This is a genomic window from Klebsiella sp. K5-306, assembly GCF_051835185.1.
In the GTDB taxonomy this organism is placed as follows: Bacteria; Pseudomonadota; Gammaproteobacteria; order Enterobacterales; family Enterobacteriaceae; genus Klebsiella; species Klebsiella oxytoca.
On record NZ_JAIFJY010000006.1, the window covers coordinates 239,757 to 265,241 of the forward strand.

Here is a 25,485-nt window from a genome sequence, read left to right on the forward strand (position 1 = left end):
GGGCAGAAGCTACTCTACCGCGCAATTATAACATCCCGACAAAAAATGTGCTGAAAACATTTATGCTTCTCCTGCAAATAGCACCCTTGGCACCCAGAACCGCTCCGGCAGACGATACGTCCGCAGTACGGAGAGATAGTCGAGATAATCGCGGCGAGGAATTTCCACTGCGCCCAACGAAGCCGTATGCTTGTTTAGCACCTGGCAATCGATTAATTTTCCACCATCGTGCATAAACGCCTGGCTAAAGACCAGTAGTGCGGTTTTGGAGGCATTCTCGGCTCGGCTGAACATTGATTCTCCGCAAAACAGCGCCCCCTGTGCAACGCCGTACATGCCACCCACTAATTCCTCTTCCTGCCACACTTCAACAGAATGAGCGTGCCCCAGCTCATGTAGCTGATGGTATGCCTGAACAATACCCTGCGTTATCCATGTTCCCTCATCACGATGATCGGCGCAGCCTTCAATAACCTGACCGAAGGCGTGATTCAACGTTACGCGATACGGGGAGCGCTGATGAAAACGCTTCATACTGCGGCTGAGATGGAATTTCTCCGGCCACAGTACCGCTCGCGGGTCGGGGGACCACCAGAGAATTGGGTCACCGGGCGAAAACCATGGAAAAATACCGCGCTGATAGGCCATCAGTAACCGCGCCGGGCTAAGATCGCCGCCCAGCGCTAACAGACCATTAGGTTCGCGCAAAGCGCCTTCCGGGGAGGGGAAGGCGATGGAATGATGAGAGAGCTGAACCAGCCGCATTTTTACCTCAACGCATCAGGCAATGATTCAATAGTAGCCTACAGACGCTGCTTAAACTGGTAGTAACGCCCCTGTTCAGCCAGCAATTCTGCGTGACTACCTTGCTCAATAATCTTTCCGTTGTCCATGACTATTATCTGATTAAACCGCGCCAGCCCGCGCAGACGATGAGTTACCATCAGCACGGTTTTTTCACGCATAACTTCAGCAAGTAAATCAAGTATTTGGCTTTCGGTCGTCGCATCAAGGCCTTCAGTAGGTTCGTCCAGCAGCATCAGCGGCGCATCGTGAAGCAGGGCGCGAGCGATAGCCAGCCTGCGCAACTCGCCGCCGGAAAGCTGACGACCACCTTCTCCCAGCCAGCTATTCAGGCCGCTATCTTCCAGCAACCTGGCTAAACCGACGCGTTCAAGCGTTTCTGCAAGCCGGGCATCGCTGGCCCCCGGAGAAGCCAGCAGCAGGTTGTCGCGCAGGGTCGCGCTGAACAGATGTACGCGCTGCGGCACGACGCTCATCGCCTGGCGCAACGTCGCTTCGTTAAGCTGCGTCAGCGGCTGATCATTGAGTAATATCTCTCCCTCCGCAGGATCCCAGGCACGGGTCAGCAGCTGTAACAGCGTCGATTTACCGCAGCCTGTTCGTCCCAGGATGGCGATATGCTCTCCGGCCTCGATCTGCAATGATATTTTCTCCAGCGCAGGGGAGGGCTGCTGCGGATAGCTGAAGGTAACCTGATTTAAGCTCAACGAAACGCGATCCAGCTTTTGGCTTTCGCCCTGAGTGAAGGCGACTTCCGGCTCTTGTTCGGTAATTTGCGTGATGCGCTTTGCGGAAGCGATCACCTGCCCCAGATGCTGAAATGCGCCGGTTACCGGCGCCAGCGCTTCAAACGCCGCCAGCGCGCAGAAGACAAACAACGCGATCAGCGCGCCCGGTTGAGTATCGCCGCCAACGCCTGCTGAGGCGAGCCACAGCATAGTAATAACCGCCACTCCGCCAATCAGCAGCATCAGCGCCTGGGAGAGGGCCGTCAGTTCCGCCTGGCGACGCTGCGCATCCAGCCAATGCGCTTCGGTTTTTTCCATTTGCTGCCGGTAACGATCGCTGGCGTTGAACAGCATCAGCTCCGCCTGCCCCTGCAGCCATGAGGTCAACTGCTGGCGATACTGCCCGCGGAAATGAGTCATGCTTTCACCGGCGGGCTTACCGGCGCGATAGAACAGCGGCGGCATCACCAGCAGGGTAAGTAGCATAATCCCGCCCAGGGTCAGAGCCAGAGTAACGTCCAGTACGCTCAGCCCCACGGTGACGACGAGAATTACCACCAGCGCGCCTACCAGCGGCGATATGACGCGCAGATAGAGATGATCCAGGGTATCGACATCTGCAACCACCCGGTTAAGCAGTTCACCCTGACGAAAACGCGCCAGCCCGGCGGGGGAGAGCGGTAGCAGTTTGCTGAAGGTAAATACCCGCAGATGCTGCAGGACGCGAAAGGTTGCGTCATGGCTGACCAGACGCTCAAAATAACGGCCAGCGGTGCGAATGATCGCCGCGCCGCGTACGCCCGCGGCTGGCAGCATATAGTTAAAGCTGTAGATGCCCGCTACGCCAACAACGGCCGATGCCGACAGGAACCAGCCGGATAACGTTAATAAGCCAATGCTGGCCAGCAGCGTAACGATCGCCAGCACGATACCGAGCAGCAGCAGCCATTTGTGTCGTTTGTACAGCGCCAGGTAAGGCCATAATGCGCGCATTTAAATCTCCTCCTGACGATGAGCAAGCAGGGTTGCAAAAGGGCCGCCTGCGGTCGCCAGTTGCGAATAACTGCCTTGTTCAACAATTTGACCATCCTGCATCACCCAGATTGCATCCCAGTTCGCAAGGCCTTCCAGCTGGTGGGTAACCATTAGCGTGGTTTGCTGCGTTGATGCATTGGTCAGCGCCTGCATCACGCGCTGCTCACTATGGGCATCCAGGCTGGCTGCGGGTTCGTCCAGCAGCAGCAGGCGGCAGGGTACCAACAGCGCCCGCGCGACGGCGACACGCTGAGCCTGCCCGACCGACAGGCGACCGGCCTGATCGCCGACAGGCGTGTTAATACCCTGCGGCAGAAGGGAGAGGAACTCGCTGACCCACGCTTTATCCAGCGCAAGCTGTAGCTGTGCTTCGGTGGCATCAGGGCAGGACAGCAGGACGTTGTCACGCAGCGTTACCGCCGGCAGCTGCGGATTTTGCCCTACCCAGCACAGGAGACGGCGCCAGCGGTCAGCATCCAGACTCTTTAACTCAACGCCATTGACCTTGAGCGAGCCCTCGAAGGGAAGAAAACCTGTTAGCGTATTCAATAGCGAGCTTTTGCCGGAGCCGCTTTGCCCAACCAGTACCACGCGCTCGCCAGCGCGTAGGGAAAAATTCAGCGGCCCGGCCAGCACTTTACCCTCAGGGGATTTGATCAGCAGGTTGCGGGCTTCGATGCTAATCATTTCATTATCGCTTAATACTTTTTCCCCACGTTCTGGCTGCGCCAGCGGCGTTTCCATAAAGGTCTTCAGGCTATCTGCGGCGCCAATAGCCTGCGCTTTCGCATGATAAAAGGTGCCTAAATCGCGCAGCGGCTGGAAAAACTCGGGGGCCAGAATCAGCGCGAGGAAACCGGCCATCAACGTCACTCCGGCGCCGTAGTGGCCAAAGTTGAGCTCTCCCAGATAGGAAAAGCCAAAGTAAACGGCTACCAGCGCAATCGAGAGCGAGGTGAAAAATTCCAGCACGCCGGAGGAGAGAAACGCCAGACGCAGCACTTCCATTGTTCGCTGACGGAAATCCTGAGAAGCCTCGCGTATGTTATCCGTCTCTGCTTGACCGCGATGAAAAATTCTCAGCGTCTCCATACCGCGCAGGCGGTCGAGAAAATGGCCGCTTAAGCGCGCCAGAGCGAGAAAGTTACGTCGGTTGGCATCGGCCGCTCCCATGCCAACCAGCGCCATAAACAGAGGAATAAGCGGCGCTGTGCCCAACAGAATCAGCGCTGCGGCCCAGTTGATGGGGAAAATAGTGATGACGATCAGTAAGGGAATGCTGGCCGCCAGCGTCATCTGCGGTAAATAGCGAGCATAGTAGTCATGCATATCGTCGATCTGCTCAAGGATCAGCGTGGCCCAGCTGCCTGCGGGTTTCCCCTGTATCCATGCCGGCCCCGCCTGCTGTAAGCGATCCAGAACCTGGCGGCGAATCTCAACGCGGATATGCTGGCCCGCCTGAAAACCCACTCTTTCACGCAGCCAGACAACCCAGGCGCGCAGCACAAAGACCAGCACCAGTAACACAAAAGGCAGCAGCAGCGCCGTGGCGGGAATATTTTCCATAATCATGCGATGAAGGATCCGCGCCAGGAACCAGGCCTGAGCAACGATGAGCAGGCCGCTAACGACGCCCAGGAGACGGGAAATCATCAACCAGCGACGGGAGATAATGCTTTGATCTTTTAACCAACGGGTTAACTCTTGTTGACGGGTTTTATTCATTGCGCGCTTAGCAGGTGTAGTTATGAGTTTTTTGGGCACGGCAATGTTACAACGGGGCAAAAATAAAGGCGACTTTTCGTCGCCTTCTTTACCTTTGTTACTGACTTGTAAAGATTATTTGCAAGCGTCGGCTAAACCATCCAGATAACGCTCTGCATCCAGCGCAGCCATACAGCCTGTTCCGGCAGAGGTAATCGCCTGACGATAGATATGGTCCATCACGTCACCCGCAGCGAAGACACCAGGAATGCTGGTCTGGGTGGCGTTGCCGTGGATACCGGACTGAACTTTAATGTAGCCGTTTTCCAGCTCAAGTTGACCGGCAAAAATCGCCGTGTTCGGGCTATGCCCGATAGCAACGAACAGCCCGGCAACGTCCAGGGATTCAACATTGTCAGCATTCTGCGTATCGCGCAAGCGCAGGCCGCTCACGCCCATCTGATCGCCGGTTACTTCTTCGAGGGTGCGGTTGGTATGCAGCACGATGTTGCCGCTTTCCACTTTATCCATCAGGCGTTTGATGAGGATTTTTTCCGCGCGGAAGCCGTCACGACGGTGGATCAGATGGACTTCGGAAGCGATGTTGGACAGATACAGCGCCTCTTCAACAGCCGTATTGCCGCCGCCGATGACGGCAACTTTCTGGTTACGATAGAAGAAACCGTCGCAGGTGGCGCAGGCAGAAACGCCGCGGCCTTTAAATGCCTCTTCTGATGGAAGCCCCAGATAACGCGCTGATGCGCCGGTGGCGATAATCAGGGCGTCACAGGTGTATTCACCGCTGTCGCCAGTCAGGCGGAACGGACGGTTTTGTAGATCGACGCTGTTAATATGATCGAAAATAATTTCGGTCTCAAACTTGGTGGCATGTTCGTGCATGCGCTCCATCAGCAGCGGTCCGGTCAGATCGTTAGGATCGCCTGGCCAGTTTTCCACTTCCGTGGTGGTGGTCAGCTGGCCGCCTTTTTCCATTCCGGTAATCAGTACCGGCTGCAGATTTGCGCGCGCTGCGTAGACCGCAGCGGTATATCCCGCAGGTCCAGAACCAAGAATAAGCAGTTTACTGTGTTTGGCCGTGCCCATGAGATCCTCGTAATTTATTAGCATACATGCGCTGGATTGTAGGGAATTTGTGGACGTAAAAAAAGAGCGTGGCAGTTTTGTTAACGATATGTGTAATAGAAGCTGCCGATTAATTGGCGATTTAACGAACGAAGAATATAACTAATTCTACTGTCAGGGGGACAATTATAAGAGGAAAACATGAGAATCAACGGGGGAGGATAATGAATATCTGGCATCTTGTACTAAAAATCGATGTTTTGCTTTGACAATCCCCTGTGCTTTTGCGAAAACATTCATGGAAGAAGAAAAGCAGTGTTTAGCGTGTGGCGAATTTTAATGCACGCAAATGCCATTTTTATCCGGGTTAGCGAAATCTACGCATGGTGTGGACAGACGCCATGCGTGATGTCGGTGACTGCCGTCAGGCAACGGGCTTCTCACGTACCCCTGGGTTACCCATCGTCGTAAGGGTAATGACAGGATGGACTCTGGCAGTGAAGGCTCAGAGTCGGAACAGGAGTAGGGAAGGAATACAGAGAGACAATAATAATGGTAGATAGCAAGAAGCGCCCTGGCAAAGATCTCGACCGCATTGATCGTAATATTTTGAATGAATTGCAAAAAGACGGGCGTATTTCCAACGTCGAGCTTTCTAAACGGGTGGGACTTTCTCCGACGCCTTGCCTTGAGCGCGTGCGTCGACTGGAAAGACAGGGTTTTATTCAGGGCTATACAGCGCTGCTCAACCCGCATTATCTGGATGCATCACTTCTGGTATTTGTTGAGATTACTCTGAATCGTGGCGCGCCGGATGTGTTTGAGCAATTTAACTCCGCTGTGCAAAAACTTGAAGAAATTCAAGAGTGTCATCTGGTTTCCGGGGATTTCGATTACCTGTTGAAAACCCGCGTGCCGGATATGTCTGCGTATCGTAAACTACTGGGCGAGACCTTGCTGCGCCTGCCGGGCGTAAACGACACCCGTACCTATGTGGTAATGGAAGAAGTCAAGCAAAGTAATCGTCTGGTAATTAAGACGCGCTAACACGGAACAGGTGCAAAATCGACGTAGTTTGATTACACTCCTGTTAATCCATACAGCAACAGTGCCGGGGAGACCCGGCACTGTTGTCCGTTTTAGCTGAAGGCAGGAAACAGCCTGATACCTGGAGAGCCTTTCTTGAGCCAGGAATACACCGAAGACAAAGAAGTCAAGTTCACAAAGCTGAGTAGCGGGCGCCGTCTCCTTGAGGCATTACTCATTCTTTGCTCCCTTTTTGCCATCTGGTTGATGGCGGCCTTACTCAGCTTTAATCCCTCGGATCCTAGCTGGTCGCAAACGGCGTGGCACGAGCCTATTCATAACATAGGCGGTACGCCCGGAGCATGGCTAGCCGATACGCTATTTTTCATTTTTGGCGTAATGGCTTACACCATTCCGGTCATTATTATCGGCGGCTGCTGGTTTGCCTGGCGTCATCAGGAAAACGACGAGTACATCGATTATTTCGCCGTCTCGCTGCGTTTGATCGGTGCGCTGGCGCTGATTCTCACGTCCTGCGGGCTGGCGGCTATCAACGCTGATGATATCTGGTACTTTGCCTCCGGCGGGGTGATCGGCAGTCTGCTGAGCACCACCCTGCAACCTCTGCTGCACAGCAGCGGCGGCACAATCGCGCTGCTCTGCATCTGGGCGGCCGGATTGACGTTGTTTACCGGCTGGTCCTGGGTCAGCATCGCCGAAAAAATCGGCGGTGTGATTCTCTCTGTTCTCACGTTTGCCAGCAACCGTACCCGTCGTGACGACACCTGGGTTGATGAAGGGGAATATGAAGATGATGAAGAAGAATATGACGATGATGAACCCGCCAGGCCGCAGGGTTCTCGACGCGCGCGGATTCTACGCAGCGCCTTAGCCCGCCGCCAGCGCCTGGCCGAAAAATTCGCTAACCCGATGGGGCGTAAAACTGATGCCGCTCTGTTCTCCGGTAAGCGGATGGATGATGCGGAAGATGAGATTCAGTATAGCGCCAGCGGTGCGCCTGTTGCCGCTGATGATGTGCTCTTTTCAGGTTCCAGCGCAGCGCGTCCGGCCAATGCCGATGACGTTCTGTTCTCCGGAGTCAGCGCGGCACGCCCTGGCGATTTTGACCCATACGATCCGCTGTTGAACGGCCATAGCATTGCCGATCCGGTAGCAGTGGCCGCGCAGGATACCGCTGCTCCACAGGCATGGGCTGAACCACTGCCAGGGTACGACGCTCAGCCAGTCTATCAGCCCGAACCAGTGACACCGCCGCAGCATGCGTACCAGCCGCAGCCGTCTCCGATGCAGCAGCCAGCTTATCAGCCGGAACCGATCGCGCAGCCGCAGCACGTGTATCAGCCGGAGCAGGCTCCGGTGCAGCAGCCAGCTTATCAGCCGGAACCGTTCTTGCAGCCGCAGCACGCGTACCAACCGGAACAGGCTCCGGTGCAGCAGCCAGCTTATCAGCCGGAACCGTTCTTGCAGCCACAGCACGCGTACCAGCCGGAACAGGTTCCGGTGCAGCAGCCAGCTTATCAGCCGGAACCGGTATGGCAGCCGCAGCACGCGTACCAGCCGGAACAGGCTCCGGTGCAGCAGCCAGCTTATCATCCGGAGCCGATCGCACAGCCACAGCACGCGTACCAGCCGGAGCAGGCTCCGGTGCAGCAGCCAGCTTATCAGCCGGAACCGTTCTCGCAGCCGCAGCATGCGTACCAGCCGGAACAGGCGCCAGTGCACCAGCCCGATCCCTATGCTGCCCCCGTTGAGCCTGAGCCTCCGCAAGAGGAGGTGAAGCCTCAGCGTCCGCCGATGTATTACTTTGAAGAAGTAGAAGAGAAACGCGCGCGTGAACGCGAGCAGCTTGCCGCCTGGTATCAGCCGATTCCTGAACCCGTCAGTCCGGTGGCGACAAAACCCATCACGCCTCCGTCTTCACCGGCGGGAGATGTTGCCGCCGTGAGCGCACTGGCGGCCGGGGTCCATCAGGCAACGGGTGCGGCTGCAGCTAGCGCCGCCGCGGCCTCAACCGCTTCTGCCGCATCCGGCGCTGCGCCGTTATTTAGCCCGGCTTCGGGCGGTCCTCGCGCGCAGGTAAAAGAAGGCATTGGCCCGAAATTACCTCGTCCAAATCGCGTTCGGGTTCCCACCCGCCGGGAACTTGCCTCCTACGGGATCAAGCTGCCTTCGCAGCGGTTAGCCGAAGAGCGCGCGCGTCAGGCTGAGCATCAGCACTATGATGATTCGCTGTCTGACGAGGAAGTTGCAGAGCTCGAGCAGGGAGAGCTGGCGCGTCAGTTCGCCGCTGCGCAAAATCAGCGCTATGGTGATAGCTACGCTGCCGAAGATGAAACTGCAGATGACGATTCCGCTGCTGAAGCCGAGCTGGCTCGTCAGTTTGCCGCATCTCAACAACAGCGCTACGCAAGCGAGCAGCCGCCGGGATCGCATCCGTTCTCTGCGGCTGACTATGAATTCTCGCCAATGAAAACGTTAGTTGACGATGCGCCGAGCGAGCCTGTCTTCACGCCATTGCCGGAAGTGCAGCAGCCTGCTCCGCAGTATCAGCAGCCGGTCCAGCATTCGCAGCCCGTGCCGCAGCCGATGCCGCATCAGCACGCCCCTCAGCAACCGCAAAATGTGCAGCACCAGGCTTATCAATCCGCGCAGCATCAGCCGGCTCAACATCCGCAGATGCCGCAGCAGGCTGCTGGCAGCTATCCGCAGCAGCATGCTTCTCAGGGGCACGCCCCGCAGCAGCCGGCCCCACAGCCGCAGGAGAGTCTCATTCATCCGTTGTTGATGCGCAATGGCGACAGTCGCCCGTTGCAGAAGCCGACGACGCTGCTGCCGTCTCTCGACCTGCTTACGCCGCCCCCGGCTGAAGTTGAGCCGATTGATACCTTTGCGCTTGAGCAGATGGCGCGTCTGGTTGAAGCTCGCTTGGCCGATTTCCGCATTAAAGCCGACGTGGTGAACTACTCACCGGGCCCGGTAATCACTCGCTTTGAGCTTAACCTGGCGCCGGGCGTGAAAGCGGCGCGTATTTCCAACCTGTCGCGTGATTTGGCCCGTTCCCTGTCCACAGCGGCGGTGCGCGTAGTCGAAGTTATTCCGGGTAAGCCTTACGTTGGCCTGGAGCTGCCTAATAAAAAACGGCAAACCGTTTACCTGCGCGAAGTGCTGGATAACGCGAAATTCCGCGACAATCCTTCACCGCTCACCGTGGTCCTCGGCAAAGACATCGCGGGCGAACCCGTAACCGCCGACCTGGCGAAAATGCCGCACCTGCTGGTGGCTGGTACTACCGGTTCCGGTAAGTCTGTTGGGGTCAACGCCATGATCCTGAGCATGCTTTACAAAGCGCAGCCGGAAGATGTGAAATTCATCATGATTGACCCGAAAATGCTCGAGCTGTCGGTTTATGAAGGCATACCGCATCTGTTGACCGAGGTGGTGACGGATATGAAAGACGCCGCCAACGCTTTGCGCTGGAGCGTTAACGAGATGGAGCGTCGGTATAAGCTGATGTCTGCGCTGGGCGTGCGTAATCTGGCGGGTTACAACGAGAAAATTGCCGAAGCCGCGCGTATGGGACGGCCAATTCCGGATCCGTACTGGAAGCCTGGCGACAGTATGGATGCAACCCATCCGGTACTGAAAAAAGAGCCTTATATCGTGGTGCTGGTCGATGAATTTGCCGACCTGATGATGACCGTTGGTAAGAAAGTGGAAGAGCTGATCGCCCGTCTGGCGCAGAAAGCGCGCGCCGCGGGTATCCACCTGGTGCTGGCAACTCAGCGCCCTTCGGTTGACGTGATTACCGGCCTCATCAAAGCCAACATCCCGACGCGTATCGCCTTTACCGTCTCGAGTAAAATTGACTCGCGTACCATCCTCGATCAGGGCGGTGCGGAATCTCTGCTGGGGATGGGCGATATGCTCTACTCCGCGCCTAACTCGACGATTCCGGTGCGCGTGCACGGCGCTTTTGTGCGCGACGAGGAAGTTCACGCTGTCGTTCAGGACTGGAAAGCGCGCGGTCGTCCGCAGTATGTCGATGGCATCACCTCCGACAGCGAAAGCGAAGGCGGCGGCGGTGGCTACGATGGCGGGGAAGAGCTCGATCCGCTATTCGATCAGGCCGTGAATTTTGTGACGGAAAAACGCAAAGCCTCCATTTCTGGGGTACAGCGTCAGTTCCGCATTGGCTATAACCGCGCCGCGCGTATTATTGAGCAAATGGAAGCCCAGGGTATTGTGAGCGAGCAGGGTCATAACGGTAACCGTGAAGTGCTGGCTCCGCCGCCCTTCGAGTAACCGCTAAGCTGGGTAAATAAGTGAAAATCAGCCTTTTCTGCTGTTTAGCCGCCGTTAGCGGGTCTAAATTTGGCAGAAGAGGCTCCCGCGTCGGGAGTGACGCACATAAAGGAATGATAATGAAAAAACTCGCAATCACCTGTGCATTACTGTCCGGTCTGGTTGTCAGCCAGGTATGGGCGGATGCCGCCAGCGATTTAAAAAGCCGCCTTGATAAAGTGAGCAGCTTCCACTCCAGTTTTACGCAGAAGGTCACCGACGGCAGCGGTAATGCCGTTCAGGACGGGCAGGGTGATCTCTGGGTCAAGCGGCCAAATCTGTTCAACTGGCACATGACTCAGCCAGATGAAAGCGTGCTGGTTTCTGATGGCAAAACGCTATGGTTTTACAATCCGTTTGTTGAGCAGGCCACCGCCACCTGGTTAAAAGACGCGACCAGCAATACGCCGTTTATGCTGATTGCCCGTAATCAGGCCAGCGACTGGCAAAACTACAACATTAAGCAGAACGGTGACGATTTTGTTCTGACTCCGAAAAACGGCAGCGGTAATCTTAAGCAGTTCACCATCAACGTGGGTCGTGACGGTACGATTCATCAATTCAGCGCCGTGGAACAGGACGATCAACGCAGCAGCTATCAGCTGAAATCGCAACAAAATGGTGCCGTGGATGCATCTAAGTTCACCTTTACGCCGCCGCAAGGGGTTACGGTGGACGATCAACGTAAATAGAGGCGAACGTGAGCAACCTGTCGCTCGATTTTTCCGATAACGCGTTTCAACCTCTGGCCGCCCGTATGCGGCCAGAAAATTTAGCGCAGTACATTGGCCAGCAGCACCTGCTGGCGCCGGGTAAACCCTTACCGAGGGCGATTGAAGCCGGGCACCTGCACTCGATGATTCTCTGGGGGCCGCCGGGAACGGGAAAAACCACCCTCGCTGAGGTCATTGCGCGCTACGCCAGCGCCGACGTTGAACGTATTTCAGCGGTTACCTCCGGAGTGAAAGAGATCCGCGAGGCCATTGAACGCGCGCGTCAAAACCGCAATGCGGGTCGCCGCACGATCCTGTTTGTCGATGAGGTCCATCGGTTTAATAAAAGCCAGCAGGATGCCTTTTTGCCGCATATCGAAGATGGAACTATCACCTTTATCGGCGCGACGACGGAAAACCCTTCCTTTGAACTCAATTCTGCACTGCTATCCCGCGCGCGCGTCTATCTGCTGAAGTCGCTGACCAGCGACGATATCGAACAGGTTCTTAATCAGGCCATGAGCGACAAAACGCGCGGCTACGGTGGGCAAAATATTGTACTACCGGACGAGACGCGCAAGGCCATCGCTGACCTTGTCAACGGTGATGCGCGCCGGGCGCTGAATACGCTGGAAATGATGGCCGATATGGCTGAAACCGACGCCTCCGGCAATCGCGTGTTGCAGGTTGAACTGCTGACCGAAATTGCCGGCGAGCGCAGCGCGCGTTTCGACAACAAAGGCGATCGCTTTTACGATTTAATCTCCGCGCTGCATAAATCGGTCCGCGGAAGCGCGCCGGATGCCGCCCTCTACTGGTACGCGCGGATTATTACCGCCGGCGGCGATCCCCTCTACGTTGCCCGCCGCTGCCTGGCGATTGCCTCTGAAGATGTAGGCAATGCCGATCCGCGCGCGATGCAGGTTGCGATCTCCGCCTGGGACTGCTTTACCCGCGTCGGACCGGCGGAAGGTGAACGCGCCATTGCTCAGGCCATTGTTTATCTTGCCTGTGCGCCCAAAAGCAACGCTGTTTACACCGCCTTTAAAGCGGCAATGGCCGACGCGCGCGAACGTCCCGATTACGACGTCCCGGTACATTTGCGCAATGCCCCCACGAAGCTGATGAAAGAGATGGGCTACGGGCAGGCGTACCGCTATGCACATGATGAACCTAATGCTTATGCCGCCGGAGAGCAGTACTTCCCGGAGGAAATGGCGCAAACGCGCTATTATCAGCCGACAAACCGGGGGCTGGAGGGCAAAATAGGCGAAAAGCTCGCCTGGTTAACCGAACAGGATCAAAATAGCCCGATAAAACGCTACCGATAATTGAGGCGTTGCGGTAAGGTTGTCACACTATTTCCGTGGTCGCGCTCTGCGGCCATTTTTCTTTATTAATTCGATAAGCACAGGATAAGCATGCTCGATCCCAATCTGCTGCGTACCGAGCCAGACGCAGTCGCAGAAAAACTGGCACGCCGGGGCTTTAAGCTGGATGTAGATAAACTTCGCGCTCTGGAAGAGCGTCGTAAAGTTCTGCAGGTTCAAACTGAAAACCTGCAGGCGGAGCGTAACTCCCGATCGAAATCCATTGGCCAGGCGAAAGCGCGCGGGGAAGATATTGAGCCATTACGCCTGGAAGTGAACAAGCTCGGTGAGCAGCTTGATGCCGCTAAGACCGAGCTGGACGCGCTGCTGGCGGAAATCCGCGATATTGCGCTGGCTATTCCAAACATCCCGCATGATGACGTACCGGCCGGTCGCGATGAAAACGATAACGTTGAAGTCAGCCGCTGGGGAACCCCGCGCGAGTTCGATTTTGACATTCGCGATCACGTCACGCTGGGCGAAATGCACGGAGGGCTGGATTTTGCCGCCGCCGTGAAGCTGACCGGTTCTCGCTTTGTGGTCATGAAGGGCCAGCTGGCACGCCTGCACCGCGCGCTGGCGCAGTTTATGCTGGATCTGCATACTGAACAGCACGGTTACAGCGAAAACTATGTTCCGTATCTGGTTAACCAGGACACGCTGTACGGCACTGGTCAGCTACCAAAATTTGCCGGCGACCTGTTCCATACCCGTCCGCTGGAAGAAGAAGCCGACAGCAGCAACTATGCGCTGATCCCAACGGCGGAAGTCCCGCTGACCAACCTGGTTCGCGATGAAATCATTGATGAAGACGATCTGCCGATCAAAATGACCGCCCATACGCCGTGCTTCCGCTCTGAGGCGGGCTCTTACGGCCGTGATACCCGTGGTCTGATCCGCATGCACCAGTTCGACAAAGTTGAGATGGTGCAGATTGTGCGTCCGGAAGATTCCATGGTCGCGCTGGAAGAGATGACCGGTCACGCCGAGAAAGTGCTGCAGCTGCTGGGTCTGCCGTATCGTAAAGTGGCTCTGTGCACTGGCGACATGGGCTTCAGCGCGTGCAAAACCTACGATCTGGAAGTGTGGGTACCGGCGCAGAATACCTATCGTGAAATCTCTTCCTGCTCCAACGTGTGGGATTTCCAGGCGCGTCGTATGCAGGCGCGCTGCCGCAGCAAGTCTGACAAGAAAACTCGCCTCGTACACACGCTGAACGGTTCTGGCCTGGCGGTTGGGCGTACGCTGGTCGCGGTGATGGAAAACTATCAGCAGGCGGATGGCCGCATTGAAATTCCGGAAGTGCTGCGTCCGTATATGCGCGGCCTTGAATTTATCGGCTGATTTTTCGACTCTTTTCTCAAAAGCGCCTGCGGGCGCTTTTTTTTTACCCCCTTCTTGATACCGGGCAATAATCGACTTCGCGAATACGCAGATACTCCCTTTGGATTAACCAGCATAAAAAACTAATAAAGTCTAATTTCGTTATATATAAAACTATATAGCGGCTTTAAGTTAATTGTGAGCAACCAAAGCGAGTATCTATGAAAACCAAAACCCCCGATGCTTTACTGGCTGCCGAGGTGAGCCGGCGTGGTTTAATGAAAACCACGGCGATTGGCGGGCTGGCAATGGCCAGCAGCGCTTTTACCTTACCCTTCACGCGCATTGCCCACGCTGCGGATAGCCTGAGTCCCACCAGCGAAACCGTTACCTGGAGCGCCTGTACGGTTAACTGCGGTAGCCGCTGTCCGCTGCGGATGCATGTGGTCGATGGTGAGATCAAATATGTTGAAACAGACAATACCGGCGATGATAGCTACGACGGCCTGCATCAGGTTCGCGCCTGTCTGCGTGGCCGCTCGATGCGTCGACGCGTCTACAACCCGGACCGCCTGAAATATCCGATGAAGCGCGTGGGCAAGCGCGGCGAGGGCAAATTCGAGCGCATCAGCTGGGAAGAAGCATTTGATACTATCGCCAGCAATATGCAGCGCCTGATAAAAGAGTACGGTAATGAGTCTATCTATCTGAACTATGGAACGGGTACCCTCGGCGGAACTTTGACTCGCTCATGGCCACCGGGAAAAACCCTGATTGCCCGCCTGATGAACTGCTGCGGCGGCTATCTCAACCATTATGGCGACTACTCCACCGCGCAAATTGCCGCTGGCCTGAACTATACCTACGGTGGCTGGGCCGATGGCAATAGCCCGTCGGATATCGAAAACAGTAAGCTGGTCGTATTGTTTGGCAACAACCCCGGGGAAACCCGAATGAGCGGCGGCGGGGTAACCTATTACCTGGAACAGGCGCGGGAGAAATCCAACGCCAGGCTGATTATTATCGATCCACGCTATACCGACACCGGTGCCGGACGCGAAGACGAGTGGATCCCGATTCGCCCGGGAACCGACGCCGCTCTGGTCTCCGCGCTGGCGTGGGTGATGATTACTGAAGACCTCGTTGATCAACCTTTCCTCGATAAGTACTGCGTAGGCTATGACGAGAAAACGCTGCCGGAAGGAGCGCCAGCCAATGGCCACTATAAGGCCTATATTCTCGGTCAGGGCAAAGACGGTATCGCGAAGACCCCTGAGTGGGCGGCGACGATTACCGGCATTCCCCAGTCGCGTATCGTCCAGCTGGCGCGCGAAATCGCCAGCGCTAAACCTGCCTATATTTCTCAGGGCTGGGGCCCGCAGCGTCATGCCAACGGTGAGCTGGTATCCCGTGCAATTTCAATGCTGGCGATCTTAACCGGTAACGTCGGGATTAACGGCGGCAACACCGGCGCGCGTGAAGGTTCTTACTCCCTGCCTTTTGAACGCATGCCGACGCTGGATAATCCGGTGGAAACCAGTATTTCCATGTTTATGTGGACCGATGCGATTGAGCGCGGTACGGAAATGACCGCGCTGCGCGACGGCGTGCGCGGCAAAGATAAGCTTGACGTCCCTATCAAAATGGTCTGGAACTATGCTGGTAACTGCCTTATCAACCAGCACTCAGAAATCAACCGCACCCATGACATCCTGCAGGATGACAAGAAGTGCGAAATGATTGTGGTCATTGATTGCCATATGACCTCCTCAGCAAAATATGCCGATATTCTGCTGCCGGACTGTACGGCCTCGGAGCAGATGGATTTTGCGCTGGATGCTTCCTGCGGCAACATGTCCTACGTGATTTTTGCCGACCAGGCCATCAAGCCGCGCTTTGAGTGCAAAACCATTTATGAAATGACCAGCGAACTGGCGAAGCGCATGGGCGTTGAGCAACGCTTCACCGAAGGTCGCACGCAGGAAGAGTGGCTGCGTCATCTCTATGAACAATCCCGTAAAGCGATCCCGGCACTGCTGCCGTTTGATGAATTCCGTAAGCAGGGAATCTTCAAGCAGCGCGATCCGGAAGGTCACCACGTTGCCTATAAAGCCTTCCGTGAAGATCCCGCCGCCAATCCGTTAACGACGCCGTCAGGGAAAATTGAAATTTACTCTGCGCAGCTGGCGGAAATTGCGGCGACCTGGGAGCTTAAAGAACAGGATGTCATCGACCCGCTACCGATCTACAGCCCTGGGTTTGAAAACTATGACGATCCGCTGGCTGAAAAGTATCCGCTGCAGCTCACCGGTTTTCACTATAAAGCCCGTACGCACTCCACCTACGGCAACGTTGACGTGCTGAAAGCGGCTTGCCGTCAGGAGATGTGGATCAACCCGCTGGATGCGCAGAAGCGCGGCATCGCTAATGGCGATCGGATCCGCATCTTTAACGATCGTGGTGAAGTCCATATCGAAGCCAAAGTGACCCCGAGAATGATACCTGGCGTGGTCGCGCTGGGTGAGGGGGCCTGGTATAACCCGGACGCAGGCCGCGTGGATCAGGCTGGCAGCATCAACGTGCTGACCACCCAACGCCCGTCGCCGCTGGCGAAAGGCAATCCATCGCATACCAACCTCGTCCAGGTTGAAAAGCTGTAAGGAGTAACCGATGACAACTCAATATGGTTTTTTTATTGATTCCGCCCGTTGCACCGGTTGCAAAACCTGCGAACTGGCTTGTAAAGACTATAAAAACCTTACGCCGGAAGTCAGCTTCCGTCGTATCTACGAATACGCCGGCGGCGACTGGCAGGAGGATAACGGGGTATGGCAGCAAAACGTCTTTGCCTATTACCTCTCTATCGCCTGCAACCATTGTGAGGATCCTGCCTGCACTAAAGTTTGCCCTAGCGGAGCGATGCACAAGCGTGAAGATGGCTTTGTTGTCGTCGATGAAGATGTCTGTATCGGCTGTCGCTACTGTCATATGGCCTGCCCGTACGGCGCACCGCAGTACAATGCGACAAAAGGCCATATGACCAAATGCGATGGCTGCCACGAGCGCGTCGCCGACGGCAAAAAACCAATTTGTGTGGAATCTTGCCCGCTGCGCGCGTTGGATTTCGGCCCGATTGAAGATCTGCGTAAAAAACACGGTCAGCTGGCTGCCGTCGCGCCGCTGCCTTCGGCGCATTTCACTAAGCCGAGCATTGTGATTAAACCTAATGCCAACAGCCGACCGTGTGGAGATACCACCGGCTACCTGGCTAACCCGAAGGAGGTGTGAGATGGGGAGTGGATGGCATGAATGGCCGCTGATTATTTTCACGGTCTTGGGTCAGTGCGTCGTGGGCGGATTTATTGTACTGGCTCTGGCGCTAATAAAGGGCGATTTAACGCGTGAACAGCAGCAGCGCGTGGTGCGAAGTATGTTTGGCCTGTGGGTGCTGATGGGCGTAGGTTTTATTGCCTCGACTCTGCATCTTGGGTCGCCGATGCGCGCTTTTAACTCGCTTAATCGCGTGGGGGCTTCATCGCTCAGCAACGAAATCGCCAGCGGTGCGCTGTTCTTTGCCGTCGGCGGCATTGGCTGGCTGCTGGCGGTGGTGAATAAGCTACCCGCGGGACTGCGTCACCTCTGGCTGGTTATTACCATGGTGCTCGGGATCATCTTTGTCTGGATGATGGTCCGCGTCTATAACACCATCGATACGGTGCCCACCTGGTACACGGTCTGGACGCCACTGAGCTTTTTCCTGACGATGTTTATCGGCGGTCCGCTGCTGGGGTATCTGCTGCTGCGCTTTGCGGACGTCAACGGTTGGGCGATGCGCCTGCTGCCGGCGGTGACTCTGCTGGCGCTGGTGGTGAGCGTGACCGTGGTGCTGATGCAGGGTCAGGAGCTGACAACAATCCATAGCTCTATCCAGCAGGCCTCGGCGCTGGTGCCGAACTATGGTTCGCTGATGGCGTGGCGCGTGGTGGCTCTGGTGCTGGCGCTGGTATGCTGGATAGCTCCGCAGCTCAAAGGCTATCAGCCCGCATTGCCGCTTCTGGGGCTGGCATTTGCGCTGGTGCTGGTTGGCGAAGCGATCGGCCGCGGCGTCTTCTATGGCCTGCATATGACCGTCGGGATGGCAATCGCCAGCTAATCGTCCTTTATCGCGCCAGAATTATGATTTCTGGCGCGATAAAAAGTGCGGTCGATTCATGAAATATTTCTACTGATATTCCCACCGCTTTTTTTTAATAAATTAATAAAAACAATGGAATAATATAAATAACTATTCTGTTGACGATCCGCTGGATAAAAAACTTCAATCGTTCCCCCGCAAACCGCGTCAGGCCTGATTTCAGGTAGATTGACAATGTTTTCAGCAGTGGCATGATGCGCACGAAATCTGAACTCCATCACGGTTTATATCCATGACCATCTACACCCGGCCAGTGCAAATGCTGCTCTGTGGCCTGCTTCTGTTGACTCTGGCGATAGCGGTTTTAAATACGCTCGTCCCGCTTTGGCTCGCCCATGAAAATATGCCGACCTGGCAGGTTGGAATGGTGGGGTCGTCCTATTTTACCGGTAATCTGGTGGGAACGTTGCTCGCCGGATGGGTAATTAAGCGCCTGGGGTTTAACCGCAGCTATTACCTGGCATCGGTTATTTTTGCCGTGGGCTGCGTGGGTCTTGGTATCACTATTGGCTTCTGGAGCTGGTTCAGCTGGCGTTTTATCGCCGGCGTCGGCTGCGCGATGATTTGGGTGGTGGTTGAGAGCGCGCTGGTCTGTAGCGGCACTTCGCGGAGCCGGGGTCGACTGCTGGCGGCCTATATGATGATTTATTATGTCGGCACGGTACTGGGCCAGCTAATGGTCAGCAAACTGCCGACGGATCTGATGAGCGTTCTGCCGTGGGTGACGGCGCTGGCTCTGGCGGCCATCCTGCCGCTGCTGTTTGCTCGCGTGGCGACTCAGGCCGATGAACCGCATGAACCGGCGCGTATCTGGCCAATGCTACGGCTGCGTCAGGCCCGCCATGGGGTCAACGGCTGCATTATTTCCGGCATCGTTCTCGGTTCGCTGTATGGCCTGATGCCGCTATGGCTTAACCACCAGGGCGTTAGCGATTCCGGCATTGGCTTCTGGATGGCGGTAATGGTGAGCGCGGGTATCGTTGGGCAGTGGCCGATTGGCCGTCTCGCCGATCGCTACGGGCGTCTGCTGGTTCTGCGCGTTCAGGTATTTGTGGTGATCCTCGGCTGTCTGGCAATGTTAAGCCAGGCCGCAATGGCGCCGGCGCTATTCGTGCTGGGGGCATCCGGCTTTACGCTCTATCCGGTAGCTATGGCCTGGGCCTGTGAAAAAGTGGAGCGTCATCAGCTGGTGGCGATGAACCAGGCGCTCTTAATGAGCTATACCGTGGGTAGCCTGCTTGGGCCGACCCTTACCGCGATGCTGATGCAGAATTTCTCTGATAATCTGCTGTTTATCATGATCGCCAGCGTGTCATTCATCTATCTGCTGACGCTGCTGCGCAAAGCGGGCCACCATCCTACGCCGGTGGCGCACGCCTGATTTATGCAGAACATAGCCAGGGCACGCCCTGGCTATGGTTTAATGCGAAGCAAGAAGCGCGGCAAACTCGGTCTGGCTTTGCACCGTGCTGAATCGCTGAAGTCTCTCCCCCTCATCCAGCCAGCAGACTAACCGCTGGATCGTCTGAATATGCTGTTCGCTATCTGCCGCCGCCAGTATGACTATCAGCCGAATTCCGGGATGATCCGAGAAATCAACGGCTTCGCTACAGCAAAGCAGCGAAAGCGCGCTATTTTTGCTCAGCACGCCCGCTTCCGGACGCGCATGCGGTAGCGCAAATCCCGGGCTCAGTATATACCAGGGGCCATCCTGCTCTGTGGCGTGGATAATCGCACCGGCATACCCGGCGGTAATTTTCCCCTGTTGCTCTAGCGGGCGGCAGGCGAGCTGAACAGCGCTGCGCCAGTTCAGGCAGTGGCTGGTGAACTGACAGGCGGAAAACAGCGTCTCTTCCATACACATTCCTTTTATGCGCGAGCCGACCGCCATCTGACCGGCTCGCCTGGTGGTTAGCGTAGAGCATTAAACAGCGCTTCTCCCGAAATGCCGTATTTGGCTTTTAACTGTCTGCTGTTACCCGATTCGGTAAAGGTATCCTGCGTTCCCAGCCGCGTAAGGCGCGCCGGATGCGCCTTTTGCGTCAGGGTTTCCGCGATCAGCCCGCCGAGGCCGCCGTTGACGGTATGATTTTCAAGCGTAGCGATAAGTGGACAATCATTAACCAGCCGATAAAATTCTTGCTGATTAAAGGGCTTAAGGGTTGCGACGTGAATCAGCTTGCCCTTTTTGCCGCTGGCGACTAACTTTTCATAACCCTCGGTGGCCTGCTCCAGAACCGTCCCTTCAAAAAGAATCGCAAAATCATTGCCGCTATCGGCGATGGCGGCGATATCGCTCACCCGCGGCACGACGCTTTTATCGCGAACCGGCATCGGTTCGCGGGCAACGCGGATATAAACGGGCCCCTTTATTTTTGCCGCCTGCTCGAAGGCCTCGGCGATTTCTTCCGCATCTGCTGGCGTCAGGACGGTTAACCCCGGAAGGACGCGGGTCAGCGCTAAATCCTCCAGCGCATGATGCGAAGCGCCGTCAGGTCCATCATCCATACCGGGATGGCTACCGACGAGTTTAATATTGGCTTTGGCGTAGCAGGCCTGCCGCAGCTGGGTCCAGGCGGTGCCGGTGACGAACATGGCAAAGTTAACATAGAACGGCATAAAGCCTTCCAGCGCCTGGCCGACCGCGAAACTCATGGCGGAGCCTTCCGCAATGCCCATTTCGAAAAAGGCCTCAGGATAGATGGCCTGAAACTGGTCAGTACGGGTAGAGCTGGCTAAATCACTGTCGATAACAACGACGGGATAGCCTTTTTCTTTTAGCGCAATCAGGGCTTTACCGATCTCATCACGGGGTGCTTTCATCACTGTAACTCCTCCATTGCCTGCTGAAATTGTTCTTTGCTCGGGGTTTTTGAGTGCCAGTCGCCGTTGTTTTCCATATAGCTGACGCCGGAACCTTTAGTCGTGTGCGCCACGATGGCGACCGGCTTGCCTTTCAGATGGCGGGATAGCATCAGGGTATCGGCAACCTGATGCATATCATTGCCATCGTGCAGCTCCAGTACATGCCAGCCAAAGCAGCGGATTTTGTCCGCCAGCGGCTCGAGATTAACGACTTCATTAACGGGGTCGTGGGAAGAGAAGCCGTTGTAATCGAAGATGGCGACCAGATTATCCATTTTCATGTGACCAGCCTGCTGTAAGGTTTCCCAGATTTGGCCTTCATGCATTTCGCCATCGCCAACGATGGCAAAGACCCGGTGCGGATCGTTGCGCCGCTTTTTGGCGGCCGCCATACCAAAAGCAATCGACAGCCCCTGACCCAGCAGACCGGTTGTGGCATCGACCTCCGGTAGTGATTTAATGCTTGGGTGTCCCTGCAGGCGCGAGTTGATCTGCCGGAACGTATGGAACTCGCTGCGATCGATCTTTCCTTTTTGATAGAGCATGGCGTACTGCGCGGCGACGGCGTGGCCTTTACTCATCACCACGCGCGAGCGCGGGGAGGCTTGCAGATCGACTTCCTGATAATAGAGCCAGGTAAGAATGTCGATTATCGACAATGCCCCGCCCGGATGGCCAATCCCGGATTCGTAAATCATGGTGACTATCTCGCGGCGAGCGGCAAGCGCATGGGATTTCAGTTCATCAATGTTCATGTTCTTTCCTTCTTAGGGCAGCATTTTACCGATGTAGTACACGACCAGACCCAGGGCAACGAAGTCAGTTTCCGGGAAGCTGGTGCCTGAAAGACCGACGGACTCCATAATCGGGTAAATCAGCGCAGGGCCAATACCGATCAGGATCCCGGTGATGAAGCTTCCGGCAATCGCGCCTTTCCAGCCGCCGGAGGCATTACCAAATACCGCAGCGGTGGCGCCAATGAAGAAGTAGGGAATAGCGACCGGGATAATGACGGTTTGTCCGAGGATCGCCAGCAAACCCATCACCACCAGCCCGCCGACAAAAGACGAGATAAATCCGAGAACCGTGGCGGTTGGAGCGTAGGGAAAGACGACCGGGCAGTCGAGCGCGGGTTTGGCATTAGGAATAAACTTCTCCGAGATGCCGAGAAAGGCCGGAACAATTTCTGACAGCAGCAGGCGCACGCCGGTAATGATGATGTACAGAGAAGCGGTAAAGGTCAGCGACTGAAAGAGCGGGTAAACCAGCCAGTGCATGCCGCCGGCCGCTGCGGTGACCGCAGCTTTTCCGGCCGCGAGCGCGGCGATGTAATAGAAAATACTCACCGAGATCGATACTGAAACAATGTAATCTTTGAAGATCCCCAGCCAACCGGGGAGATTCAGCTTTTCGGTAGATTGTTTAGGATCGCCGACTTTAGAACCGATCCAGCCGGAGGCGGCATAGGCCAGCGTGACGTAGTGCCCCATGGCGATCTCATCGTTACCGGTAATTTTTCGCATCCACGGTTGCGCAATAGCCGGATAGAGGCAGGCGGCGAGCCCCAGCAGCACCGAGCCGACAATAATGGTCGTCATGTCGCTGTAGCCCAGCGCCTTTAGCGTCACGGTAAGCAGCGCGGAGAGATACAGGTTATGTTGCCCGGTAAGAAAGATGTATTTAAACGGCGTCACGCGGGCAAAGAACAGGTTCCAGGCAAAACCAATCACCATAATCAGCGAAACGCACATGGCGAATTTGGTTTGCGCCAGTCCGGTTAGCGCTTCAGCCAGCGGCATTACGCCCTTCAGGCCAAAACCATCGCTGAATAAGGTCTGAAAGTTACCCAGGGAAGTCACCGCCAGACCAGCGCCGCCGGCGAATACCAGAAAGCCGACGATGGTTTTAAAAGTGCCGGAAAGCACTTTTTCAATCGGCTTGCGTTGGATTAACAGGCCGATTAATGCAATAAAGCCAACTAAAAGTGGGGTTACGCCCAGAATGTCGAATACAATAAATCTGAGGAAATCCATATTGCCTCCGGGAGAGGTTAGTTGCTTTGAACGATGTCGGTGAGCGCAGATTCCATCTCTTCACTGTTCATCAGGTCGGTGATGCCGACAGCTCTGAATCCGGCGGCTTCGACTTCATCGGTGAGATCGCGCATAGTGATGACAAAATCAATATCTCGCCAGGTGCGTAAGCCTGAGAGGACGTCGTGTTCCAGCTCGATATCCCAGCCGTGTTTGTCGATGATTTTTTGTGCTTTTATTTTGAGCATTAAGGAGCTGCCCATACCGGTACGACAGACTATGAGACCTTTCATTCGATGTTCTCCTGTTTGTAAAAATAATTATTTTTATTTGTTTGTGTGAGATAATAATTATTATCTTTGCAGCAGGACGAAAGATGTGACTGTGTTTGCATTTTGAGCAAATAAGGCAAAACATGAGCCAGATAGACAATAACTTGTTGATAAGCATAAGAAATGGAGCTTCAGGGCTAAGCCCGATACTGGAGAAAGTTGGCCGTTTTATTACGGAAAATCCTGACTTTGTGATGCGTCACACGATTTCAGAACTGGCCGACTCCATTGATACCAGTGAAGGGAGTATCACCCGTTTTTGTCGGGCATTCGGATTTAAAGGTTTCTCGGATTTCAGAACCGCGCTGGCGATGGAGCAGGGCGCCGCGCGTTCGGAAGACAACGGTATCAACGAGAACGAAGAGATTGCGCCGGTGCTGGCGAGCATTCGCGACAGTAATGCTATCGTGGATAACCAGGAGCTGAAAGCCGCAGCTGACTGGCTTAACGCCCTGAACAGCATTGCTATCTATGCCGTGGGCACGGCAGTGCCGGTCGCGTTATTCCTGCAAATGAATTTAATCAATATGGGTAAGGCGGCCAGCTTTGTCGATCGCTCTTATCCGGCGGCGATGCCGTTGCTGGCTGATAACCAAAAAACCGGCATTATCGTCGTGCATACTGAACAGGCCTCGGCGGATATGATGCAGTCCCTGTCCCTGGCAAAGCAGCAGGGCGTGAAAATATTGTCGCTGACGCGGGGGACGTTCGCGCCGTTAGCCCGCTTATCTGACTGGAATCTTCAGGCGGCGGTGGCTTTACAGGGGGAGGGGGAGTCAGGATTTGCGGAAATTGCCGGCGCCATGATGGTGGCCGACCGGATCCTCAGCGCGCTGGAAGAGCAGGATGAACGCTATGCGGAATACCGTAAAGCGCATCAGAAGCGCATTTTCTCTATTGAAAGCGTGGCAAATAAGCTGTCGGAATACTTTATGTCCTGATGCTTATCATAGTTTGGCAAAAACCCGGTAGCGCTTGCGCTACCGGGTGGGGAAATTTAGTACATCACTTTATGACCGTACTGTTCCAGAATTCCCTTCACGCGTTCCATGGTCTCTTTTTTAGGCGGATGGACGCCATCCAGCTTGTACTCTTCGCCCATGGCCACCCATTTATGTTTGCCCAGCTCATGATACGGCAGCAGTTCAATTTTCTCGACGTTGCCCATATCGCGGGTAAACTCGCCCAGGCGATGCGCGGAATCATCATCGTCGGACCAGCCAGGGACCACCACGTAGCGGATCCAGACTTTGATGTTTTTATTTGACAGATAGCGGGCAAATTCCAGCGTTCGATGGTTAGAGACGCCAACCAGGTTCTGGTGAATTTCATCATTCATTTGCTTGAGATCGAGCATCACCAGATCGGTCACTTCAAGCAGTTCATCGATAACCGGATCGTAACGGCGCACAAAGCCGTTAGTGTCGAGGCAGGTATGAATACCTTCTTTCTTACAGGCGCGGAACCAGTCGCGAACAAATTCGGCCTGCAGAATGGCTTCGCCGCCGGATGCCGTTACGCCGCCGCCGGAAGCGTTCATAAAGTGGCGATAGGTCACCACCTCTTTCATCAGCTCTTCAACGGTAATCTCTTTACCGCCGTGGGTATCCCAGGTATCGCGGTTGTGGCAATAGAGGCAGCGCATCAGGCAGCCCTGGAAGAAAGTGATAAAGCGGATCCCCGGGCCATCGACGGTGCCACAGGATTCAAAGGAGTGAATGCGACCAATTGTTGACATTGCGGTGATATCTCCAGATTCGGCCCGTCCGGGGCCTGTGCATGCACAGCTCAAACCGGCTGTGTTAAGTCTGTTTTGGCTGTTATCCATAAAGTATAGACAGCGGACAAAAGAGACTGGGACAGGAAGGTATTGCTAAAAAGGCCCCACTTGCGTGGAGCCTTTATTGTACGC

At 55.4% G+C, this 25,485-nt stretch carries 21 protein-coding genes; 10 read left to right on the forward strand and 11 right to left on the reverse strand.

Annotated elements, in window-relative coordinates:
* Nucleotides 1–60: 60 nt before the first annotated feature.
* From aat to trxB, 4 genes are all read right to left on the reverse strand, one after another.
* A complete protein-coding gene (gene aat / locus K2184_RS12125) occupies nt 61–765 on the reverse strand; it encodes a leucyl/phenylalanyl-tRNA--protein transferase (protein ID WP_004100631.1) in 705 nt (234 codons plus the stop codon).
* 38 nt (nt 766–803) lie between these two features.
* Nucleotides 804–2,525 carry a heme ABC transporter ATP-binding protein/permease CydC gene (gene cydC, locus K2184_RS12130; protein ID WP_004111859.1) on the reverse strand — a complete coding sequence of 574 codons (1,722 nt, stop codon included), beginning with the start codon at nt 2,523–2,525 and terminating at the stop codon, nt 804–806.
* A complete protein-coding gene (gene cydD, locus K2184_RS12135) occupies nt 2,526–4,292 on the reverse strand; it encodes a heme ABC transporter permease/ATP-binding protein CydD (RefSeq protein WP_163525138.1) in 1,767 nt (588 codons plus the stop codon).
* A gap of 114 nt (nt 4,293–4,406) precedes the next feature.
* A complete protein-coding gene (gene trxB / locus K2184_RS12140; RefSeq protein ID WP_004100637.1) occupies nt 4,407–5,375 on the reverse strand; it encodes a thioredoxin-disulfide reductase in 969 nt (322 codons plus the stop codon).
* Nucleotides 5,376–5,906: 531 nt separating this feature from the next.
* Between trxB and lrp the strand changes: the two genes are divergently transcribed.
* The 8 genes from lrp to K2184_RS12180 all read left to right on the forward strand — a co-directional run bounded on the left by lrp (nt 5,907) and on the right by K2184_RS12180 (nt 18,301).
* Nucleotides 5,907–6,401: a leucine-responsive transcriptional regulator Lrp gene (gene lrp, locus K2184_RS12145; protein WP_002439523.1), complete on the forward strand. Its 495-nt coding sequence runs from the start codon at nt 5,907–5,909 to the stop codon at nt 6,399–6,401.
* A gap of 135 nt (nt 6,402–6,536) precedes the next feature.
* Entirely contained in the window at nt 6,537–10,703 is a 4,167-nt protein-coding gene (ftsK, locus tag K2184_RS12150) for a DNA translocase FtsK (protein ID WP_224261020.1), read from the forward strand.
* Between the two features lie 119 nt (nt 10,704–10,822).
* A complete protein-coding gene (gene lolA / locus K2184_RS12155; RefSeq protein ID WP_004100642.1) occupies nt 10,823–11,434 on the forward strand; it encodes an outer membrane lipoprotein chaperone LolA in 612 nt (203 codons plus the stop codon).
* Between the two features lie 8 nt (nt 11,435–11,442).
* Complete coding sequence (gene rarA / locus K2184_RS12160; RefSeq protein ID WP_004100647.1) at nt 11,443–12,786, forward strand: replication-associated recombination protein RarA; 1,344 nt, start codon at nt 11,443–11,445, stop codon at nt 12,784–12,786.
* Nucleotides 12,787–12,876: 90 nt separating this feature from the next.
* Complete coding sequence (gene serS / locus K2184_RS12165; RefSeq protein ID WP_004100649.1) at nt 12,877–14,169, forward strand: serine--tRNA ligase; 1,293 nt, start codon at nt 12,877–12,879, stop codon at nt 14,167–14,169.
* Nucleotides 14,170–14,369: 200 nt separating this feature from the next.
* Entirely contained in the window at nt 14,370–16,808 is a 2,439-nt protein-coding gene (gene dmsA / locus K2184_RS12170) for a dimethylsulfoxide reductase subunit A (RefSeq protein ID WP_123830268.1), read from the forward strand.
* Nucleotides 16,809–16,818: 10 nt separating this feature from the next.
* A complete protein-coding gene (locus K2184_RS12175) occupies nt 16,819–17,436 on the forward strand; it encodes a DMSO/selenate family reductase complex B subunit (RefSeq protein WP_004100653.1) in 618 nt (205 codons plus the stop codon).
* Between the two features lies 1 nt (nt 17,437).
* Nucleotides 17,438–18,301 (forward strand): dimethyl sulfoxide reductase anchor subunit family protein, encoded by an 864-nt coding sequence (locus K2184_RS12180; protein ID WP_004100660.1) that lies wholly within the window; start codon nt 17,438–17,440, stop codon nt 18,299–18,301.
* Between the two features lie 56 nt (nt 18,302–18,357).
* On the opposite strand, the gene K2184_RS12185 is transcribed toward K2184_RS12180, so the two are convergent.
* On the reverse strand, nt 18,358–18,564 hold the full coding sequence (locus K2184_RS12185) for a hypothetical protein (protein ID WP_123830269.1): 207 nt from the start codon (nt 18,562–18,564) through the stop codon (nt 18,358–18,360).
* A gap of 11 nt (nt 18,565–18,575) precedes the next feature.
* Here K2184_RS12185 and K2184_RS12190 point away from each other — a divergent pair, with 11 nt between their 5' ends.
* On the forward strand, nt 18,576–19,724 hold the full coding sequence (locus tag K2184_RS12190; RefSeq protein WP_004111869.1) for an MFS transporter: 1,149 nt from the start codon (nt 18,576–18,578) through the stop codon (nt 19,722–19,724).
* A gap of 39 nt (nt 19,725–19,763) precedes the next feature.
* Here the strand turns inward: K2184_RS12190 and K2184_RS12195 are convergent, their stop codons facing one another.
* From K2184_RS12195 to K2184_RS12215, 5 genes are read right to left on the reverse strand one after another with little or no spacing between them, the layout of a single operon-like run.
* Nucleotides 19,764–20,201 (reverse strand): PTS sugar transporter subunit IIA, encoded by a 438-nt coding sequence (locus tag K2184_RS12195; protein WP_163525134.1) that lies wholly within the window; start codon nt 20,199–20,201, stop codon nt 19,764–19,766.
* A gap of 53 nt (nt 20,202–20,254) precedes the next feature.
* Nucleotides 20,255–21,166 (reverse strand): transketolase family protein, encoded by a 912-nt coding sequence (locus K2184_RS12200; protein ID WP_049591096.1) that lies wholly within the window; start codon nt 21,164–21,166, stop codon nt 20,255–20,257.
* Nucleotides 21,166–21,963, reverse strand: coding sequence for a transketolase (locus K2184_RS12205; RefSeq protein ID WP_163525131.1), 798 nt, complete (start codon nt 21,961–21,963; stop codon nt 21,166–21,168). The genes K2184_RS12200 and K2184_RS12205 overlap by 1 nt, the downstream gene beginning before the upstream one ends.
* 12 nt (nt 21,964–21,975) lie before the next feature.
* The gene (locus K2184_RS12210) at nt 21,976–23,241 is read right to left on the reverse strand and encodes a PTS ascorbate transporter subunit IIC (protein ID WP_004100670.1); all 1,266 of its coding nucleotides are present in this window, start codon (nt 23,239–23,241) and stop codon (nt 21,976–21,978) included.
* A 17-nt stretch (nt 23,242–23,258) separates the two neighbouring features.
* Nucleotides 23,259–23,534: a PTS sugar transporter subunit IIB gene (locus K2184_RS12215; RefSeq protein WP_004100672.1), complete on the reverse strand. Its 276-nt coding sequence runs from the start codon at nt 23,532–23,534 to the stop codon at nt 23,259–23,261.
* Nucleotides 23,535–23,656: 122 nt separating this feature from the next.
* Here K2184_RS12215 and K2184_RS12220 point away from each other — a divergent pair, with 122 nt between their 5' ends.
* Entirely contained in the window at nt 23,657–24,514 is an 858-nt protein-coding gene (locus K2184_RS12220) for a MurR/RpiR family transcriptional regulator (RefSeq protein WP_004111873.1), read from the forward strand.
* Nucleotides 24,515–24,570: 56 nt separating this feature from the next.
* Here K2184_RS12220 and pflA read toward each other — a convergent pair whose 3' ends face one another.
* Nucleotides 24,571–25,311 carry a pyruvate formate lyase 1-activating protein gene (gene pflA / locus K2184_RS12225; protein WP_004100682.1) on the reverse strand — a complete coding sequence of 247 codons (741 nt, stop codon included), beginning with the start codon at nt 25,309–25,311 and terminating at the stop codon, nt 24,571–24,573.
* Between the last annotated feature and the right edge of the window lie 174 nt (nt 25,312–25,485).

Coding starts and splice junctions, on each gene's coding strand:
- K2184_RS12180 (WP_004100660.1), top strand. CDS start 17,438: ATGGGGAGTGGATGGCATGAATGGCCGCTGATTATTTTCACGGTCTTG.
- pflA (WP_004100682.1), bottom strand. CDS start 25,311: ATGTCAACAATTGGTCGCATTCACTCCTTTGAATCCTGTGGCACCGTC.
- dmsA (WP_123830268.1), top strand. CDS start 14,370: ATGAAAACCAAAACCCCCGATGCTTTACTGGCTGCCGAGGTGAGCCGG.
- K2184_RS12210 (WP_004100670.1), bottom strand. CDS start 23,241: ATGGATTTCCTCAGATTTATTGTATTCGACATTCTGGGCGTAACCCCA.
- trxB (WP_004100637.1), bottom strand. CDS start 5,375: ATGGGCACGGCCAAACACAGTAAACTGCTTATTCTTGGTTCTGGACCT.
- K2184_RS12175 (WP_004100653.1), top strand. CDS start 16,819: ATGACAACTCAATATGGTTTTTTTATTGATTCCGCCCGTTGCACCGGT.
- K2184_RS12200 (WP_049591096.1), bottom strand. CDS start 21,166: ATGAAAGCACCCCGTGATGAGATCGGTAAAGCCCTGATTGCGCTAAAA.
- cydD (WP_163525138.1), bottom strand. CDS start 4,292: ATGAATAAAACCCGTCAACAAGAGTTAACCCGTTGGTTAAAAGATCAA.
- lrp (WP_002439523.1), top strand. CDS start 5,907: ATGGTAGATAGCAAGAAGCGCCCTGGCAAAGATCTCGACCGCATTGAT.
- K2184_RS12205 (WP_163525131.1), bottom strand. CDS start 21,963: ATGAACATTGATGAACTGAAATCCCATGCGCTTGCCGCTCGCCGCGAG.
- aat (WP_004100631.1), bottom strand. CDS start 765: ATGCGGCTGGTTCAGCTCTCTCATCATTCCATCGCCTTCCCCTCCCCG.
- lolA (WP_004100642.1), top strand. CDS start 10,823: ATGAAAAAACTCGCAATCACCTGTGCATTACTGTCCGGTCTGGTTGTC.
- K2184_RS12190 (WP_004111869.1), top strand. CDS start 18,576: ATGACCATCTACACCCGGCCAGTGCAAATGCTGCTCTGTGGCCTGCTT.
- K2184_RS12215 (WP_004100672.1), bottom strand. CDS start 23,534: ATGAAAGGTCTCATAGTCTGTCGTACCGGTATGGGCAGCTCCTTAATG.
- K2184_RS12220 (WP_004111873.1), top strand. CDS start 23,657: ATGAGCCAGATAGACAATAACTTGTTGATAAGCATAAGAAATGGAGCT.
- cydC (WP_004111859.1), bottom strand. CDS start 2,525: ATGCGCGCATTATGGCCTTACCTGGCGCTGTACAAACGACACAAATGG.
- K2184_RS12195 (WP_163525134.1), bottom strand. CDS start 20,201: ATGGAAGAGACGCTGTTTTCCGCCTGTCAGTTCACCAGCCACTGCCTG.
- serS (WP_004100649.1), top strand. CDS start 12,877: ATGCTCGATCCCAATCTGCTGCGTACCGAGCCAGACGCAGTCGCAGAA.